Below are 17,001 nucleotides of genomic sequence, written 5' to 3'. Positions count from 1 at the left end.
ATCAGCGCCGAAACGGCAAGCTCAGCAACCGGCACCACGCCGAATCGGCGGGATAGGTCTGCCGGTCTTTGACACCCAGCGCCACTGGCGCGATGCCCGGCAGCCTGTAGGTTCCGAACAGCTGGTCCCACACACTGAACACCGCCGCGTAGTTCTTGCCTTCCAGCACATCGGCGCTGTGGTGAAAGCGGTGCAGTTCCGTCCCGACGAACAAGCGGTTGAACCAGCCCGCGCGCACATCGACATTGAAGTGCGAGACCAGCCCCTGAAAACCGTTGAACACCGCCGCAGCAAATGCCGCTTCCGGCGAGAGCCCGAAGCTGATGGCTGGCAGCAACAAGAGCATCCGCACATAGGCAGCCTGTATCGGGTGTCCCGCTGCGTGCATGAAGACATAGACCTGCTCGGGAAAATGGTGATGGGCATGGGTGAGCCACATCCAGCGTCCCAGCCAGCCCGTCCCTTCATGACAATGGCGATGGATGCCGTACCACGCCAGATCGGCCAGTGCCAGGGCGACCAATGCCTGCAAGGGCCATGGCCATTCCGTCAGCGCCCACGACGGGATGGTCACGGCCCCTGAAAACGCCGTCACCACGCGGGTGGCCAGCACGATCGCCGTGCCGTTGACCACCAGCATGGGCAGGTCCCGCACGAAGAACAACCGTCGGGTCATCCCCCAGTCCCTCCTCATCGGTATCAGCTGCTCCAGTGCAAGCATCGTCAAGATGAGCACCGCCAGATACCAGGGATAGGCCGAGCCGATTCGGCCGAACCATCCCGTCGCTTCCGCCACGATGTAAGACACGGTGACTGCCAGCGCCGCTGGATAGAAGCCCCAGCGCACGGTGCGGGCCAACGCCCCATCGGCGCTTCCCTGCGCCGGCTTGTCTGGCTTCATGAACACGCCTCTTTTATTGAACACATGTCCATAATCTTGTGCAAAGCCTTTCACGACAAGTCGCCCCACCGGCCTCTTGTCCGTTTCCAGACACACTGCCCGCCGATGTTCAGGAGATGCCATGCCCCAGCCGCCCCGTGAGGTTGATCGAAGGGTCGCGCGAACCCGGCTCGCGCTGCGCGACGCGATGCTGGCCTTGTTGCCCAGTGCTGGCTGGGACGAACTCTCGATACAGGCCATCTGTGAGCGAGCCAACGTGGGCCGCTCAACGTTCTACCTGCATTACCAGGGCAAGGACGATCTGCTGTCCGACAGCTTCGCCGGCTTGCGCGACCACTTGACCTCCCAATGGGGACAGGGTCCGGCGCCTGGGCTGGGCATGCTCGGCGGGCTGCTCGACCACATGGACGAACAGCGCGCCGTGTTCAAAGCCGTCATTGGCCAACGCAGCGGACATGGCATCGCCTCACGTTTCAAGGCCATGGTGCGCGAACTGGTGGACCTGGAACTCAAGGCGCACGGCCTGACGACTGATCAGCGCCACTGGCTGGCCTGCTATCTGGCGGGCGGGATTGTCGAAACCATGGCTTGGTGGATCCATGCACCCAAGCCACCCCCCATCCGCGAGATGGAGCGCCGACTCAATCTCCTTGTCGAAGGCTCCATCGCGATGGTGTCCAAACCCTGAACAACGGAAACACCGAAGCACACTGCAGGCAGCCCGACGTGTTCGTGCCGTACCGGGTTCGACCCCGACGTTCTGTTTGACAATCGCGCCATGCGCATCCTGCTCGCCGAAGATCAAACCGAACTGGGCACCTGGCTGGTCAAGGCCCTGGGCCAGAACGACTTCCAGGTCGATTGGGTGAACGACGGGCGCCTGGTGCGCCGAAGCCTCAAGGCCACCAAGTACGACGCGCTGATCCTCGACCTGGGCCTGCCCGGCCTGGGCGGCCACGACGTGCTGTCCGACCTGCGGGAGGCCGATGAACGCCTGCCGGTGCTGATCCTCACCGCGCGCGATTCGCTGATGGAGCGCGTGAGCTGCCTGCACGGCGGGGCCGACGACTTCCTCGCCAAGCCCTTCGACGTGGCCGAGCTGGAGGCGCGGCTGATCGCGCTGATCCGCCGCTCGCGCGGGCAGGAGCACCCGCGCTTTGCCTGCGGGCCGCTGAGCTACGACAGCGCGGCCAAACAGTTCCGCCTCCAGCACGAGGTGCTCAGCCTCACGCCGCGGGAACACGCGGTGCTGCGCGCCCTGATCCAGCACCCGGGCGAGCCGCTGTCCAAGCGCGAGCTGCTGGAGCGCGTGTTCTCCGACGAGCAGGACGTGAACCCCGAGGCCATCGAGGTGCTGATCCACCGCCTGCGCAAGCGGCTGGAAACCTCGCCGGTGCGCATCGCCACCCTGCGCGGGCTGGGCTACCAGCTCGAAAGCGCCGCGTGACACCGCTGTCGTGGTCGCGCGCGAGCATCCGCCGCTTTCTGCTGGTGCTGCTGCTGCCGGGCCTGGGCGCGGTGATCGCGGGCGAACTCTGGCTGGGCTGGCGCACCGCCAGCGAGGCAGCCGACGCGGCCTACGACCGATCCCTGCTGGGGGCGGTCAAGTCCATCGATTCGAGCATCTCCACCGCCAGCGGCGGCATCGGCGTGGAACTGCCCTACCGCATGCTCGAATTTTTCGAGCTGACCGCGCAGGGCCAGGTGTTCTACCGCGTGGCCACCGAAGACGGGCTGGTGGAGATCGGCAGCGCCGACCTGCCCGCGCCACCCCGACCGCTGCAGACCGGCCAGCCGCAGTTCCACGAAGGCGTGTACCTGGGAACTGCGGTGCGCGTGGGCAGCTACGCGCGCGAGCTGAACCCGCCGCTGGCCGGGCAGACCGGGCCGCAGCGCGTGCTGATCCAGGTGGCCGAAACGCTGGAGGCGCGCAACGATTTCCGGCGCGCACTGGTTCTGCAGTCGCTGGCGCGCGACGTGTTGCTGATGCTGGCCGCCACCGGCCTGCTGGCGCTGGCCATCGCCTGGGCCATGCGGCCGCTGGACCGGCTGCGCCAGGAGGTGGACGCGCGCGACCCGCAGGACCTCACCCCCGTCGACGACACCGGCGCGCCGGCCGAGGTGCGGCCGCTGGTGCAGGCCATCAACCACCACATCGAACGCCACCGCGAACAGACCGAGGCGCGCCGCCGCTTCATCGACGACGCCTCGCACCAGCTGCGCACGCCACTGACCACACTGGCCACGCAGGTGGCCTACGCGCAGCGCGAGGCCGACCCGTCGGCGCAGCGCGAGGTGCTGGACAAGATCCGCGAGCAGCTGGACGAGACCATCCGCCAGACCAACCAGATGCTCTCGCTGGCGCGCGCCGACAGCGCGCCGCCGCAGCGCCAGCCCTTCGACGCCGTGGCGCTGGCCGAAGCCCTGGTGCGCCAGTGGTGGGGCCCCGCGCGCGAGCAGGGCGTGGACCTGGGCCTGGAGGCACCGGAACACCCGCTGCCGCTGAGCGGCGAGCCCGACCTGCTGCGCGAGGCCCTGGCCAACCTGCTGCACAACGCCATCCGCCACGGCGGCGCGGGCTGCCACGTCACGTTGACGGTGCGCGGCGAGCCGGACGGTGCGGTGCGCATGGCGGTGGTGGACGACGGCCCCGGCCTGCCGCCCGCCGAACTGCCGCGTGCCGGCGAGCGCTTCTTCCGCGGTGGCGGCGGCGCCCTGCCCGGCTCCGGTCTGGGCCTGGCCATCGTGCGCACCGTGGCCCAGCGGCATGGCGGGCAGATGCGGGTGGACGCCGGCCCCGACGGCCGCGGCCTGGCCGTCACGCTCACCCTGCCCGCCCCGCCGGGCACCGACAAAATTCAGGGTTAACCCTCGGTTTTTAGCCGTTCGCCTGAAAGCGCCTTGAAAGTGCCCGTTTTCTACAGTGCCCTCACCGCAGCGCCTGTGCTGCGCGGATTCCACCCCACCGAGGAGACACCTTCATGAGCACCGTCGCCAAGTTCATCGCCGCCGCCGTTTCGGCCGCCGCGCTCACCGCCACCGCCACCCCGCTCGACAAGACCGAGTGCATCGCCCCCGCCAAGCCCGGCGGCGGCTTCGACCTCACCTGCAAGCTGGTGCAGAGCGCGCTGCAGGAAGGCAAGTTCATCGCCGACCCGATGCGCGTGACCTACATGCCCGGTGGCATCGGCGCCGTGGCCTACAACACCGTGATCGCACAGAAGCCCGACGCGGCCAACGCCATCGTCGCGTTCTCCGGCGGCTCGCTGCTGAACCTGGCACAGGGCAAGTTCGGCCGCTACACCGAGAACGACGTGCGCTGGCTCGCCGCCATCGGCACCGACTACGGGGCCGTGGTGGTGGCCGAGAACTCGCCCTACAAGACCCTCAAGGACGTGATGGCCGCCATGAAGGCCGACCCGACCAAGGTGGTGCTGGGCGCGGGCGGCACCGTGGGCAGCCAGGACTGGATGAAGGCCGCGCTCACCGCACGCGCCGGCGGCGTGAACCCCAAGACCATGCGCTACGTGGCCTTCGAGGGCGGCGGCGAGGCGCTGACCGCGCTGCAGGGCGGCCACATCCACGTTTTCACCGGCGACGCGGCCGAGACCCAGCAGCAGATCAAGGCCGGCGCCAAGGTGCGCATCCTGGCGGTGATGAACGACAAGCGCCTGCCCGGCGACATGGCCAGCATCCCCACCGCGACCGAGCAGGGCTACGACGTGGACTGGCCCATCGTGCGCGGCTTCTACGTCGGCCCCAAGGTCAGCGACGCCGACTACAAGGTCTGGGCCGACACCTTCACCAAGCTGATGGCCACGCCCGCCTACGACAAGCTGCGCAGCGAGCGCGGCCTGTTCCCCATGGCCCTGACCGGCGCACCGCTGGACGCCTACGTCAAGAAGCAGGTGGCCGGCTACCGCAAGCTGGCCGAAGAGTTCGGCCTGAACGTCGTCCCCGCCAAGTAAGCCCGGAGCCCCGCCATGAGTGACCGCGCCCTCGGCGCGGTGTGTGTTGTCGCGTCCGCCGCCATGGCCTGGGCCGCGCAAGACTACGCCGCCGCCATCTCTTACGAACCCGTCGGCCCGCGCGCCTTCCCGCTGCTGCTGGCCTGCGGCCTGGGCCTGAGCGGCCTGTGGCTGGTGCTGCGGCCCACGGCCGGCGCCGAAGCCTTCCGGGGCGTGCCCTGGAAGCCCACCGCGCTGTGCGCGGCCGCCGTGCTGGTCTACGCGCTGCTGTTCCAGTGGCTGGGTTTCCCGCTCGCCACAGCGCTGATGGCCGTGCCGGTGGGCATGGCCTTTGGTGGCAGCTGGAAACAGTCGCTCATCGGCGGTGCCGCGCTGGGCGGGGTGCTCTACCTGCTGTTCGACAAAGTGCTCGACGTGGTGCTGCCCGCCGGCCCGCTGGCCGCACTGCTCGGAGGGAGCTGACATGGACATCCTGCAACACCTGGTCACCGGCTTCGGCGTCGCGCTGAGCCCCACCAACCTGCTGATCGCGGCCATCGGCTGCTTCATCGGCACCATCGTCGGCCTGCTGCCGGGCCTGGGCCCGATCAACGGCGTGGCCATCCTGATGCCACTGGCCTTTGCCATGAAGCTGCCGCCCGAGACCTCGCTGATCCTGCTGGCCGCGGTCTACATCGGCTGCGAATACGGCGGCCGCATCTCGTCCATCCTGCTCAACGTGCCGGGCGACGCGGGCGCGATCATGACCGCGCTCGACGGTTACCCCATGGCGCGCCAGGGCCTGGGCGGCGTGGCGCTGTCGATCTCGGCCTGGAGCTCTTTCGTGGGTTCGCTCATCGCCACCCTCGGCATCGTGCTGTTCGCACCGCTGCTGGCGAGCTGGGCGCTGTCTTTCGGGCCGGCCGAGTACTTCGCGCTCATGTGTTTCGCCTTCGCCTGCATCGCCGGCCTGATGGGCGACGCGCCGGTCAAGGCCGCGCTGGCGGCGATCATCGGCCTGTCCATGTCCTGCGTCGGGCTGGATTCGAACTCAGGCGTCTACCGCTTCACCGGCGGCGACATCCACCTCTCCGACGGCATCCAGTTCGTGGTGGTGGTCATCGGCGTGTTCTCCATCAGCGAGCTGCTGCTGATGCTGCAGGAGCACCACAGCAGCACCGGCCTGGTGACGCAGACCGGCCGCATGATGTTCAACCTCAAGGAGCTGACCCAGACCTGGTGGGGCACGGTGCGTTCCAGCGTGGTGGGCTTCGTGGTCGGCGTGCTGCCGGGGGCCGGCGCCACCATCGCCAGCGCCATGACCTACTCCATGGAAAAGCGCCTGACCGACACCGACGGCACGTTCGGCAAAGGCGACATCCGCGGCGTGGCCGCGCCCGAGGCGGCCAACAACTCGGCCGCCACCGGCTCCTTCGTGCCCATGCTCACGCTGGGCGTGCCCGGCTCGGGCACCACGGCGGTGATGGTGGGCGCGCTCTCGCTCTACAACATCACGCCCGGCCCGGCGCTGTTCACGCAGCAACCCGAGCTGGTCTGGGGCCTGATCGCCTCGCTGTTCATCGCCAACGTGATCCTGCTGGTGATGAACATCCCGCTGGTGGGCGTGTTCACCAAGGTGCTGAGCGTGCCCAACTGGCTGCTGGTGCCCGGCATCGTGGCGGTCAGCAGCGTGGGCGTGTACGCGGTGCACGCCACCACCTTCGACCTGGTGCTGATGACCGTGCTCGGCCTGGTGGCCTACCTGCTGCGCAAGCAGGGCGTGCCGATGGCGCCGCTGATCCTGGGCTTCGTGCTCGGCGACATGATGGAACAGAACCTGCGTCGCGCGCTGTCGATCAGCAACGGCGACGCAGGCATCCTGGTCGGCAGCCCCATCACCATCGGCCTGTGGGTGGCCGCGGCCCTGATGCTGGTGCTGCCGATGGTGATGCGCAGAACGGTCAGTTCGGCGCCGGCACCGGGTGCAGCGGCTTGAGCGCCGGCATGCGGAAGTTGCCCTTGCCGCGCTGGGCGTTCACGGTGGAGGTGTCCATCGAGAACAGCAGCGTGGCGTAGGCCACGGCATCGGCGTTGATGTCCAGCGCCGTGTCGTTGTTGTTGGCGTAGGTGTCGCAGGCCTGGTGGTAGCAGGGGTCGTAGGGCTGGCCCGCTGTGCCGCCCCACAGCACTGCTTCCTCCGCGGTCTTGGTGCCTTCGGCGCCGGTGAACAGGCCGCCCGCCGGGATCAGGTTTTGTATGAAGGCCCGGTAGTCCGAACGCCCATCGAAGTCCGTGCCCTTGAACGGCACGCCGCGCTGCGTGTAGAACGACTCGAAGGCCTTCTCGATCTGGTCCGATCCGCCCGGGCCGGGGCCTTCGCCGGTCGCGTCGGAATCGTCACCGTCGTAGACGAAGAACACGTGGTTGGGCGAACCGATCATGTCGAAGTTCAGGTACAGCGCGATGCGGGCCTTGTCGGCGTCGCTCAGGCCCTCGACGAAGTGCGTCGAGCCCACCAGGCCGGACTCCTCCGCACCCCAGAGCGCAAAGCGCAGCTTGTTGCGCGGCTGGACCTTGGCCATCTGCACCGCGGTTTCCAGGATCGCGGCGGCGCCCGAGCCGTTGTCGTTGATGCCCGGGCCTTCGTTGACCGAGTCCAGGTGCGCGCCCACCATGACCACGTTGTTGGCGTCGCCGCTGCCCGACTCCGCGATCAGGTTGCTGGTGGTCGCCTCGCCCCGGAAGGTGTCGGTCTTCAGGTGCAGCACCAGCCCCGGCGTCGCGGCCAGCTGCGCGCCGAGCGCCTGGGTGACCGAGGTGACGCCGATGTCCAGCGCAAAGGCCTCGCCCAGCGTGCCGTTGAGGTCACCGTCGATGTTGTTGTAGATCACCACCCCGACGGCCCCAGCCGCAAGTGCGTTGGTCGCCTTCGAAGCGAAGGTGCAGCCGCCGCGGCTGATGAGCGCGATGTTGCCGGCCGGGAAGCCGGCGAAATCCCCCGCCTCGCAACCCGGTGTGGCGTCGCCCGGCGGCGGCGTCAGCGCAGTCACCGAGGCGGTCACGTCGCCGCTGCCCGAGTACGCCATGATGTTGTTGACCAGCGGCGCCGTCGGCCCGGGGGTCACCTGCTCCAGCACCGTGGCCGAGAGCGTGATGAAGGTCTGAAACTGGAAGTCGGTGATGGTGACGAGGTAGCCCGCGTCGCGGAACACCTGGGCCGCGTAGGCCAGCGAGGCGTCGTAGCCCGGCGTGCCCGAGGTGCGGATGCCGTTGTGCGCATCGGCGATCGACTGCAGGGCCGCCTGGTGGCGTCGCACGCCGTCCAGCGTGACGCATTCCAGCAGTTTCTCGAAGGTGTTGTTGACCCGGCTGAGGCAGCTGGACGCCCCGGCAGCGGCCGACTGCCGGGACAGCGTCGCGTCGCCGCCGTCCTCACCCCCGCCGCCGCAGGCGACCACGAGCATCGCGGCCAACGCCGTCGCGCTCCACTTTCCCCGGGCCAGACGCCGACCGTTCACGTCGAACTTCTTCATGTCCATCTCCTGTGTGTTGTTGATTCAAGGGGTTCCGCCGCCGCGATGCTCAGGCTCCCCGGCCAACACCGACCGCGAGGGGAGCGCAGCGTACTCCCGGGCCGGATTCGTCCACCAGATCGGTTACAGAAAAACACGACTGATACGGTTCGCAGGGGAACGCCCGCGCGCCCGGCGGCGCACGGCGCCCGTGCGGGCGGGCGAGCGGGCCTGGGGGCGGCCGGGGCGCCCAGCACACCGACACAGGTGTCACAGCCTCACACGCGGGGCCCATCGCACGCCCCCGGTTTTGGGGCTATCGTGGCCCCCCGTTCCATTCCCAGGAGAGCACCATGCCCGCCCCAAACACCATCTGCCTCTGGTTCGACGGCACGGCCGAAGAGGCCGCCCGCTTCTACGCCCAGACCTTCCCCGACAGCGCGGTGCTCGCGGTCCACCGCGCGCCCGGCGACTACCCCTCGGGCAAAGAGGGCGATGTGCTGACGGTCGAGTTCACCGTGATGGGCATTCCCTGCCTGGGGCTCAACGGCGGCCCGGCGTTCCAGCACAGCGAGGCCTTTTCCTTCCAGGTCGCCACCGACGACCAGGCACAGACCGACCGCCTGTGGAACGCCATCGTCGACCACGGCGGGCAGCCCAGCGCCTGCGGCTGGTGCAAAGACCGCTGGGGCCTGTCGTGGCAGATCACGCCACGCGCCCTGATCGCCGCCATCACCGACCCCGACCGCGCTGCGGCCAAGCGCGCCTTCGAGGCCATGATGGAGATGACGAAGATCGACATCGCGGCCATTGAAAAGGCCCGACGGGGCTGAGCGCCTTCACCCCCTCTGTGCCGCCAGCCGCCCCAGCGTCTTGATCGCGTCGTCAAAGCGCGCATCGCCCGGGTGGCCCACGTTCAGCCGCAGGTGGTGGGTGAAGCGCTGGTCGGCCGAGAACAGCAGGCCCGGCGCGGTGCTGATCGACTCGGCCCGGGCGCGCTGGTGCAGCGCCAGCGCGTCCACCGTTGGCGGCAGTTCCAGCCAGAGGAAGTAACCGCCCTCGGGTCGCGTCACGCGGGTGCCGGCCGGGAAGTGCCGCTCCACCAGCTTCAGCGCATGGCTGCGCTGCGCGGCCAGGGCCTCGCGCAGGCGCCGCAGGTGGCGGTCGTAGCCGCCCTGGGCCAGGTAGTCCGACAGCGCCAGCTGCGGCGGGATCGCCGTGGCCAGCGAGGTCATCATCTTCAGCCGCTCGACCTGCGGCGCGTAACGCCCCGCCGCCGCCCAGCCCACGCGGTAACCGGGCGCCAGGCATTTGGAAAACGACGAACAGTGCAGCACCCCGCCCTGCTGGTCGAAGGCCTTGGCCGGCGGCGGGCGGCGCGCGCCGGCGTGCAGCTCGCCGTAGACGTCGTCCTCGATCAGCGGCACGCCGTGCTGCGCCAGCAGCGCCACCAGCGCCTGCCGCCGTGCCACCGGCATGAGCGCGCCCAGCGGGTTCTGAAAGCTGGGCATGAACCAGCAGGCCGCCACCTTCTGCCGCGCCAGCAGTTCGGCCAGCGCGCCCAGGTCCACGCCCTCCTTCGGGTCGGTCGCCACCTCCACCGCCTTCAGGTGCAGGCGTTCGAGCGCCTGCAGCGCGGCGTAGAAGGTGGGCGACTCCACCACCACCACGTCGCCCGGTTGCGTGACCGTCTGCAGGCACAGGTTCAGCGCCTCCATGGCGCCGTTGGTGATGATGAGTTCGTTGTCCGCCAGCGGCACGCCCTGCAGCGCGTAGCGCTTGCGCAGCGCCAGCCGCAGGCCCTCATCGCCCGCGGTCAGCGCGCCGGTGATCTGGCTCGCTTTCAGGCGGCGCATGGCGCGCGCGCCGCAGCGGGCAAGTTCGTCGAACGGGAACAGGTGCGCCGCCGGGAACGCCGAGCCCAGCGGCACCACGTCGGCGTCGCGGGTCGAGCCCAGCAGGTCGAACACCAGCCCGCTGATCGCCACCGGCGTGGCCTCGTGCCGCGGGGCCGCCGCCTCGGGCGCGGCGCGCAGCGGCCGCCGCGTGGCCCGCACAAAAAAGCCCGACCGCGCCCGCGCCTCCACCAGCCCCATCGCTTCGAGCTGGCCGTAGGCCTGGAACACGGTGGACGGGCTGACCCGGCGCAATTCACAGGTGGCGCGCACCGACGGCAGCCGCTCGCCCGGGCGCAGCACCCCGGCGCGGATCGCGTCGGCCATGTCGTCGGCCAACCGCTGGTAACGGGTCGAGTTCGGTGTCGGGTTCAAGGTCGGGTTCGCGTCGCTCATCTCTCAAGCCCTTCATCTGATCCGGTCAAGTTTCATTTCATCTGAATCTACCGCATCAGATGGGCCGCGACCACCATACGGGGCATGCTCAGCCCTGCCCTTGCCCACACCGCGCCACCTCCGAGCCCCCGCTCCCCGCTGGCACACCTGGCCCAGACCGGCCTGCTGCGCTGCGCGGTGCCGTCGTCCATGGGCGGTGATGGTGGTGGCCCGGCCGACCTGGCGTTGGCGGCCGGCCTGCTGCTGCCGCACGGCACCACCGCCGCCACGGTGTTCTGGGCGCAGCGCCTGGCCATCGAGGCCCTGGTGCGCTCGCCCAACGTGGCCCTGCGCGAACGCTGGCTGCCCGACCTGCTCAGCGGTGAACGCGCCGGCACGCTGTCGCCCCACACCACCCCGCTGACCGGCCACGACACCGGCCGGGGCTGGTGGCTCAGCGGCGCACTGCCCGATGTGCCCAACCGCCCGTGGGAAGGCTTCTCGCTGGTGGCGCCGCTGCGCCTGGGCGACGCGCCGGCCGGCTGGGCCCTGCTGCGCAGCGAAGAAGACGGCCTGGGCGCCCTGCCCGCCGCGGATCACCCCACGGCCCCGCCGCACACGGCCACGCTCCAGTTGCGCCGCGTGTATTTCCGCGAAGACGAATGGCTGGGCGAGGCCGACCTGGCCCAGCGCCTGGCGCCTGTGGCCCAGGCCCTCGCCCCGTTCCAACCCCGCCCGCAGGCCACCACGGCCACAGCACCATGACCTCCCGAACCATCCCCATCGTCCCCATCCCGAGCACGCCGGCCATCGCCGCCGGCACCCCCATCCACGCCCGCGCCACCCGCGGCCGCTTCACCCGCTGGCGCTGGGCACTGGTCTGGCTCACGCAGCTGGCGTACTACGGCCTGCCCTGGCTCACATTCAACGGCCGCCAGGCCGTGCTGTTCGACCTGCAGGCCGACCGCTTCTTCCTCTTCGGCGCGGTGCTCTACCCGCAAGACCTGATCTACCTCGCCGGGCTGCTGGTCATCAGCGCCCTGCTGCTGTTCTTCGTCACCACGGTGGCCGGGCGCCTCTGGTGCGGCTTCGCCTGCCCGCAGACCGTCTACACCGAGCTGTTCCAGTGGATCGAACACCGATGTGAGGGCGACCGCCAGGCCCGTCTGCGGCTGGACCGCAGCCCCTGGACCGCGCACAAGCTCGCGCGGCGCGGCGGCAAACACCTGGCCTGGGCGCTGCTCGCGCTGTGGACCGGCTTCACCCTGGTCGGCTACTTCACCCCCGTCCGCGAACTGGCGCTGGCCGTGCCCTTCCAGCTCGGGCCGTGGGAGGGGTTCTGGATCGGCTTCTACGGCCTCGCCACCTACGGCAACGCCGGCTTCCTGCGCGAAAGCGTGTGCCAGCACATGTGCCCCTACGGCCGCTTCCAGGGTTCGCTGATGGACGCCGACACCCTGTGCGTCGCCTACGACGAACGCCGCGGCGAACCCCGCGCCTCACGGCCGCGCGGCACCGACCCGGCCACCCACGGAAAGGGCGGCAACGGCGCCTGCGTGGACTGCACCCTCTGCGTGCAGGTCTGCCCGGTCGGCATCGACATCCGCCAAGGCCTGCAGGCCGCCTGCATCAGCTGCGGCCTGTGCATCGACGCCTGCAACCAGGTCATGGACCAGCTGCGCGCCCCGCGCGGCCTGATCCGCATGGCGTCCGAACGCGAACGCTCGGGCCAGCAGGCGCAGGCCCTGGGCTGGCGCGGCCAGCTCGCGCGGCGCCGGGTGCTGGTCTACGGCGGCCTGCTGCTGCTGGGCAGCGGCCTGCTGGTGACGGGCTTTGCGCAACGCCCCACCCTGCGCGTCAACGCCCTGCGCGACCGCGCCGTGCTGGCCCGGCAGCTCGGGCACGGCGCGGTGGAAAACGTCTACCGCCTGCAGGTGATGAACGCCCTGGAACACCCCCGCGACCTGCGCATCAGCGTGCACGGCGTGCAGGGTTTGCAGCTGACCTCGGCCGACACCCTGCGGCTGCCCCCCGCCGGCGCGGCGCAACACAGCGTGACCGTGCGGGTGGACGCGAAGCAGGCCCAGGCCCTGGCGGGGCGGGTGGTGCCGATCTGGTTCGAGGTGGGGGATGTGGGGCGTGAAGCTTCAGCGGCCGAACACACCGAGACCCCGTCCACCTTGTTGTTGCCGCGCTGAGATTGGGCTGGTGGGGGATGACCGATTTTGGCCAGGATCGGCCTTCGGTTCGATGGAAATGCGGTCACTCAACGTAGAAGTGATGGGCGGCCGGAGCACGCAGCGCGCAGGGAACCCAAAAGCGCAACTTTTGGGCGGTCGGGTTGACGACGGGTTAGACCGCGTGCCCCGATTCATTGCCAAGTACTCCAGTACGCTTTCGCCCTTCCGCCAGCGCCTGACGGGTCAATTTCGAAAAATCTTTGAATGACTGCTGCCACATTGGACACCCCACCATTAGGCAGTCCTGATTCTTCGAAGATAAGGTCAGAATTTGCGGCCATCTTCAAGCATTCGAACATCTTTCGACTACTCGAAAACATTAGCTGTATCTCGCGATCGGTGTCGACCCACTCGTGATCCAAGAACACCACTGGACAATCACCATCCGGGATCCGTGCGCGTGTGTCGAAGCAAACCTGGCCAGCGTCCATGAACGCTTCCGATCCGAACGGAAGAAGACCTCGTCCAATAGTTCTCTCCGGCTCCCATTGGTCGAAGACAGTCGCTGTGAGAACACGCCTCCAATCTGAGGAAGTGTGTCTTTCAAATCGAACGCCAAACTCCGTCAAGTCGATGAAGTGCTTATAGCGGAGAAAAGATCGATAAAGCGGCGGGAATGCGACCCCAGCCCGGACCTCAAGTTCGTTAAGGTCCGCTTCCGTTACTTGGCTTGGTACCGGTTTCCAGCCAATCCAATCATCGATGGATGGCATGGAGTGGTCGACCATGTCAAGCGGGATGCGGCCTGGATGGCGCATCAAATTCATTCGGCGCAACTGGTCGAGGGCTGCGTCTACGTAGACAGCATGAGATTCGGACATTTGTCGGGGCTAACGTGGAAGTGAGCGGACTGCGCGGCTTTTCGTGCAGCTCCGATCGACTGCTGGGTTGGGCGTCATTTCGAGGTGGCTCCGTGAATGACCTTAGTGAAGCCGCCGGAATGCGCATAAATAACCTGAGGCCCCGCAAGCTGGGCGATGCCACCAACGACAGTTTCGATAAGCATGCTTTCACCACCACGAAAATGAAATTCACATGGTTCGGAGTCACTTCCAGGGTTCCCAACGATGATGCTGGTGTTCATGCCAGAGACTGAACTGACTGCACCATCAAGAAACTCGGGGCCATTGCCCCACTTGGCAAAAATTCCGGGCAGCGACGCGACGATGCCTTTTAACTCTTGGAGAGTGATTGGCTTTCCATCAATCGCTGGCGGTACGATTCCCTCGCTGCTAAGCCAAGTGCGAACCTCAGGTGTGAGAGGAAGAACAGAGTAAGAGTCGCTCATGGTCTATGACGCTCAACGTTTGAGTTCACCCGATGGCGGAAGCGGGCGAAGCCCGCTGTAGCCATTCGGGTGCAATGGGGTTAGGCGTCACGGCCGGCAGCGCAAAAGAAGACAAAAGCGACCTGCACATGATGAAGCCTACTGGCTACCACCGTGAAGTTGCCGCCACGCCTCGGCTTCGAGCTCACCGCACTTCGAGATGACATTTCCATCTTCATCTGTGATTGTGTAAGGCCTCTGATCTCTGCCAATGCTGGCGGCGCCGTCAAGGCCAAGCAGCAGCGTGTACATGGTGTCGCGAAGCATCCCATCGACTGCAGCTCGCAACAACTCACTCTGCTGGGGTTCCAGCTCCAAGCGTTGAATCTGGATGGCAACTTCAGACTTGCTCTGCTTGCCTAGAAATGCTTCAAGGAGTTCGGCCTTGAGCTCAAGCCAATGAGAGACGAACTGCTGCGCGTTCATGGTGGATTCGGACGCCTAACGTAATGTATCTCGCAGAACCTGCGGGATAAGCTGGGCGGTGCGGGATATTCTGGTCACTTCAATCCTCCATTTTTTCAACCAAATCAACGAGTTATGCTTTCGAACATGATCTTTATACAGGTAGAAGTAAACCACGAAACCCGGCAAGCACTCCCGCCAAGTTTCGGGAGGCCAACGGCCATCAATGAGCCTCCCTGCCCCGCACAGCCCCCCATCCTTCATCCCGCTCCCCGGACAAAGGATCACCGACACCCCGGCCTTCAGGTCGTCCTTGACCCCGGCGCTACCGGCCAGCGTCAGCGGGCCAGAAACGCCAGCGTGCTGCGCACGAAGTCGGCATGGAACTGGAAGGCGCCGCCGTGTCCGGCATCGGGGTAGATGATCAGCTGGCTGTTCGGCAGCCGCCGCGCCAGGTCGTGTGTGTTGACGGTCGGCACCATGCGGTCGTTGTCGCCGTTGACCACCAGCACCGGCTGTTTGACCACCGACAGATCGGCGGGCGCCTTCTTGCCCCACAGGCGCAGCGCCTCCAGTTGCGCCAGGAATGCGCTCACCGAGATTTCCTTGTCACGGTTCTCGGTGCGCTCCTTCAAGCGGGCCAGGAAGGCCTTGCCGGCTTCGATACCGCTGGGCGTGCGGGTGAAGAACAGGAACTGCTTCGGATCCTGCCCCGTGAAGAAACCCCGGAGGATGTCGTAGAAGGTCACCCCGGCCACGGTGCTGATGCCTTCGCCGCCCGCGGGGCCGGTGCCCGCGAGCACCATCTTGCGAACGAGTTGCGGCTGCTTGAGCACGATTTCCTGGGCGACCATGCCGCCCAGGGAAAAGCCCAGCAGGTCCACCTGCTGGAAGCCCTTGGCCTGGATGAAGGTGATGGCGTCGTCCGCCATCTGCTCCATCGAATTGGCCGGTGAACCGCTGCTGGAGCCGATGCCGCGGTTGTTGAAGGCAATGACGTGGTGCCTGGCCGCGATGCCGTCCATGATGCGCGGGTCCCAGTTGTCGAGGACGGCGGCCAGGTGCACCAGGAACACGACCGGTGTGCCGCCGTTGTGCTGGCCCATCTCTCGGTAGGTGAAGTCCACACCACCCGCGGTGATGGTTTGGGTGGGGACGTTTTTCCAGGAAAGCTCGGACTGTTGCCCTGCGGCCATCTGGCTTTGAGCCGCAGCAGCAGGCTCTGCCGCTGACGCGGCGGTCGCGGGCAGCGTGTTGGTCAGGGCGAGCCCCAGAACGGCCGTGTTGAGCAGGCGTTTCATCACAGTGCTCCGCTCAGGCGCCGAGCGCCGGGTAGTCGGTGTAGCCCTGGGCGCCGGGCGTGTAGAAGGTCGCCATGTCCAGCGGGTTCAGCGCCGCGCTGGCCTGCAGGCGCTCCACCAGGTCGGGGTTGGCGATGAAGGGGCGGGCAAAGGCGATGAGGTTCGCGTGACCCGCCTGGAGTGCGGTTTCGGCACTGGCCCGGTCAAAACCCCCGGCCAGGATGAACACGCCGTGGAAGGCCACGCGCAGGCGGAACTTGAACTCGGCGGGCACGGGCGGCGCACCCAGGGCCGAGTGGTCCAGCAGGTGCAGGTACAGGATGCCCAGCTGCGACAGTGCTTCGGTGAGGGCGATGTATTGCGCCTCGACGTCGGGGCTGGCGCCCGTGGCGTTGAGCGCCCCGTAGGGCGAGAGCCGGATACCCACGCGGTCGGCGCCGATGGCGGCGACCGTGGCGCGGGCCACCTCCAGCGCAAAGCGGTTGCGGCCCTGGATGCTGCCGCCATACGCGTCGCTGCGGTGGTTCACGTTGGCGTTCAGGAACTGCTCGATCAGGTAACCGTTGGCGGCGTGCAGCTCGACCCCGTCGAACCCCGCTGCGATCGCCAGCTGGGCCGACCGGGCGTATTCCGCCACGGCCTGGTCGATGTCGGCTTCGGTCATGGCGCGGGGGGCGCTGTGCGGCTGCATGCCCTGGGCGTCGGTGTGTATCTGACCGGGGCAGACCTCGGCGGTCGGCCCCAGCACGTCGGCCCCGGCCGGCAGGTTGGCCACATGGCCCACACGCCCGGTGTGCATCAGCTGCACGAAGATCTTGCCGCCGCGGGCGTGCACGGCGTCCGTCACCTGCTTCCAGCCTTGCACATGCGCTTCGGTGAACAGGCCCGGAATGCGGGCGTAGCCCAGGCCGTTGGGCGACGGCGAGGTGCCCTCGGTGACGATCAGCCCGGCCGTGGCCCGCTGGCCGTAGTACTCGGCCATCAGGGCATTGGGCGTGTTGTGCTCCACGGCGCGGTGCCGCGTCATGGGTGCCATGACGATGCGGTTGTTGAGTTGCAGGGCAGGCGCGGTGAGTGGGGTGAAGAGCATGGTGGTCT

General features: G+C 67.8%; 17 protein-coding genes. 9 read left to right on the top strand and 8 right to left on the bottom strand.

Going from position 1 to position 17,001, the window contains the following annotated elements:
* Nucleotide 1 precedes the first annotated feature (1 nt).
* Nucleotides 2-955, bottom strand: a complete 954-nt coding sequence (locus tag RMP09_RS07905; RefSeq protein ID WP_310565428.1) for a sterol desaturase family protein — start codon at nt 953-955, stop codon at nt 2-4.
* A gap of 67 nt (nt 956-1,022) precedes the next feature.
* On the opposite strand from RMP09_RS07905, the gene RMP09_RS07900 reads away from it, so the two are divergent.
* The 6 genes from RMP09_RS07900 (at nt 1,023) to RMP09_RS07875 (ending at nt 6,844) form a co-directional block, all read left to right on the top strand.
* Nucleotides 1,023-1,589 carry a TetR/AcrR family transcriptional regulator gene (locus RMP09_RS07900; RefSeq protein WP_310565427.1) on the top strand — a complete coding sequence of 189 codons (567 nt, stop codon included), beginning with the start codon at nt 1,023-1,025 and terminating at the stop codon, nt 1,587-1,589.
* A 90-nt stretch (nt 1,590-1,679) separates the two neighbouring features.
* Nucleotides 1,680-2,348 (top strand): response regulator, encoded by a 669-nt coding sequence (locus RMP09_RS07895; protein ID WP_310565426.1) that lies wholly within the window; start codon nt 1,680-1,682, stop codon nt 2,346-2,348.
* On the top strand, nt 2,345-3,769 hold the full coding sequence (locus RMP09_RS07890; protein ID WP_310565425.1) for a sensor histidine kinase: 1,425 nt from the start codon (nt 2,345-2,347) through the stop codon (nt 3,767-3,769). Before RMP09_RS07895 ends, RMP09_RS07890 begins: the two co-directional genes overlap by 4 nt.
* Before the next feature lie 113 nt (nt 3,770-3,882).
* The gene (locus RMP09_RS07885; RefSeq protein ID WP_310565424.1) at nt 3,883-4,869 is read left to right on the top strand and encodes a tripartite tricarboxylate transporter substrate-binding protein; all 987 of its coding nucleotides are present in this window, start codon (nt 3,883-3,885) and stop codon (nt 4,867-4,869) included.
* A 15-nt stretch (nt 4,870-4,884) separates the two neighbouring features.
* Nucleotides 4,885-5,331 carry a tripartite tricarboxylate transporter TctB family protein gene (locus RMP09_RS07880; RefSeq protein WP_310565423.1) on the top strand — a complete coding sequence of 149 codons (447 nt, stop codon included), beginning with the start codon at nt 4,885-4,887 and terminating at the stop codon, nt 5,329-5,331.
* Nucleotide 5,332: 1 nt separating this feature from the next.
* Nucleotides 5,333-6,844 (top strand): tripartite tricarboxylate transporter permease, encoded by a 1,512-nt coding sequence (locus tag RMP09_RS07875; protein ID WP_310565422.1) that lies wholly within the window; start codon nt 5,333-5,335, stop codon nt 6,842-6,844.
* Here RMP09_RS07875 and RMP09_RS07870 read toward each other — a convergent pair.
* Nucleotides 6,810-8,381, bottom strand: a complete 1,572-nt coding sequence (locus tag RMP09_RS07870) for a M28 family metallopeptidase (protein WP_310565421.1) — start codon at nt 8,379-8,381, stop codon at nt 6,810-6,812. The two genes, RMP09_RS07875 and RMP09_RS07870, sit on opposite strands and share 35 nt — an antisense overlap.
* A gap of 332 nt (nt 8,382-8,713) precedes the next feature.
* On the opposite strand from RMP09_RS07870, the gene RMP09_RS07865 reads away from it, so the two are divergent.
* Nucleotides 8,714-9,193 carry a VOC family protein gene (locus RMP09_RS07865; RefSeq protein WP_310565420.1) on the top strand — a complete coding sequence of 160 codons (480 nt, stop codon included), beginning with the start codon at nt 8,714-8,716 and terminating at the stop codon, nt 9,191-9,193.
* Nucleotides 9,194-9,199: 6 nt separating this feature from the next.
* On the opposite strand, the gene RMP09_RS07860 is transcribed toward RMP09_RS07865, so the two are convergent.
* A complete protein-coding gene (locus tag RMP09_RS07860) occupies nt 9,200-10,651 on the bottom strand; it encodes a PLP-dependent aminotransferase family protein (protein ID WP_310565419.1) in 1,452 nt (483 codons plus the stop codon).
* Between the two features lie 84 nt (nt 10,652-10,735).
* Between RMP09_RS07860 and RMP09_RS07855 the strand changes: the two genes are divergently transcribed.
* Complete coding sequence (locus RMP09_RS07855; protein WP_310565418.1) at nt 10,736-11,395, top strand: acyl-CoA dehydrogenase family protein; 660 nt, start codon at nt 10,736-10,738, stop codon at nt 11,393-11,395.
* Entirely contained in the window at nt 11,392-12,828 is a 1,437-nt protein-coding gene (gene ccoG, locus RMP09_RS07850) for a cytochrome c oxidase accessory protein CcoG (RefSeq protein ID WP_310565417.1), read from the top strand. Before RMP09_RS07855 ends, ccoG begins: the two co-directional genes overlap by 4 nt.
* Nucleotides 12,829-13,001: 173 nt before the next feature.
* On the opposite strand, the gene RMP09_RS07845 is transcribed toward ccoG, so the two are convergent.
* From RMP09_RS07845 to RMP09_RS07825, 5 genes are all read right to left on the bottom strand, one after another.
* Entirely contained in the window at nt 13,002-13,637 is a 636-nt protein-coding gene (locus tag RMP09_RS07845) for an SMI1/KNR4 family protein (protein WP_310565416.1), read from the bottom strand.
* Between the two features lie 128 nt (nt 13,638-13,765).
* On the bottom strand, nt 13,766-14,158 hold the full coding sequence (locus tag RMP09_RS07840; RefSeq protein ID WP_310565415.1) for a hypothetical protein: 393 nt from the start codon (nt 14,156-14,158) through the stop codon (nt 13,766-13,768).
* A gap of 138 nt (nt 14,159-14,296) precedes the next feature.
* Nucleotides 14,297-14,623 carry a hypothetical protein gene (locus RMP09_RS07835; protein ID WP_310565414.1) on the bottom strand — a complete coding sequence of 109 codons (327 nt, stop codon included), beginning with the start codon at nt 14,621-14,623 and terminating at the stop codon, nt 14,297-14,299.
* 317 nt (nt 14,624-14,940) lie between these two features.
* Nucleotides 14,941-15,903 carry an alpha/beta hydrolase gene (locus RMP09_RS07830; protein ID WP_310565413.1) on the bottom strand — a complete coding sequence of 321 codons (963 nt, stop codon included), beginning with the start codon at nt 15,901-15,903 and terminating at the stop codon, nt 14,941-14,943.
* Nucleotides 15,904-15,916: 13 nt separating this feature from the next.
* Nucleotides 15,917-16,993, bottom strand: a complete 1,077-nt coding sequence (locus tag RMP09_RS07825; RefSeq protein WP_310565412.1) for an alkene reductase — start codon at nt 16,991-16,993, stop codon at nt 15,917-15,919.
* Nucleotides 16,994-17,001 lie beyond the last annotated feature (8 nt).

The sequence above is a fragment of the Hydrogenophaga sp. genome, from assembly GCF_031426985.1.
Lineage (GTDB): Bacteria > Pseudomonadota > Gammaproteobacteria > Burkholderiales > Burkholderiaceae_C > Hydrogenophaga.
Note: the sequence above shows the minus strand (reverse complement) of the source record. Positions and strands in the feature narration are given on the sequence as shown.

Bases quoted from the DNA above. Each gene is read 5' to 3' on its own strand.
- RMP09_RS07900 (WP_310565427.1), top strand. From the start codon at position 1,023: ATGCCCCAGCCGCCCCGTGAGGTTGATCGAAGGGTCGCGCGAACCCGG.
- RMP09_RS07895 (WP_310565426.1), top strand. From the start codon at position 1,680: ATGCGCATCCTGCTCGCCGAAGATCAAACCGAACTGGGCACCTGGCTG.
- RMP09_RS07885 (WP_310565424.1), top strand. From the start codon at position 3,883: ATGAGCACCGTCGCCAAGTTCATCGCCGCCGCCGTTTCGGCCGCCGCG.
- RMP09_RS07880 (WP_310565423.1), top strand. From the start codon at position 4,885: ATGAGTGACCGCGCCCTCGGCGCGGTGTGTGTTGTCGCGTCCGCCGCC.
- RMP09_RS07875 (WP_310565422.1), top strand. From the start codon at position 5,333: ATGGACATCCTGCAACACCTGGTCACCGGCTTCGGCGTCGCGCTGAGC.
- RMP09_RS07870 (WP_310565421.1), bottom strand. From the start codon at position 8,381: ATGAAGAAGTTCGACGTGAACGGTCGGCGTCTGGCCCGGGGAAAGTGG.
- RMP09_RS07865 (WP_310565420.1), top strand. From the start codon at position 8,714: ATGCCCGCCCCAAACACCATCTGCCTCTGGTTCGACGGCACGGCCGAA.
- RMP09_RS07860 (WP_310565419.1), bottom strand. From the start codon at position 10,651: ATGAGCGACGCGAACCCGACCTTGAACCCGACACCGAACTCGACCCGT.
- RMP09_RS07855 (WP_310565418.1), top strand. From the start codon at position 10,736: ATGCTCAGCCCTGCCCTTGCCCACACCGCGCCACCTCCGAGCCCCCGC.
- ccoG (WP_310565417.1), top strand. From the start codon at position 11,392: ATGACCTCCCGAACCATCCCCATCGTCCCCATCCCGAGCACGCCGGCC.
- RMP09_RS07845 (WP_310565416.1), bottom strand. From the start codon at position 13,637: ATGAATTTGATGCGCCATCCAGGCCGCATCCCGCTTGACATGGTCGAC.
- RMP09_RS07840 (WP_310565415.1), bottom strand. From the start codon at position 14,158: ATGAGCGACTCTTACTCTGTTCTTCCTCTCACACCTGAGGTTCGCACT.
- RMP09_RS07835 (WP_310565414.1), bottom strand. From the start codon at position 14,623: ATGAACGCGCAGCAGTTCGTCTCTCATTGGCTTGAGCTCAAGGCCGAA.
- RMP09_RS07830 (WP_310565413.1), bottom strand. From the start codon at position 15,903: ATGAAACGCCTGCTCAACACGGCCGTTCTGGGGCTCGCCCTGACCAAC.
- RMP09_RS07825 (WP_310565412.1), bottom strand. From the start codon at position 16,993: ATGCTCTTCACCCCACTCACCGCGCCTGCCCTGCAACTCAACAACCGC.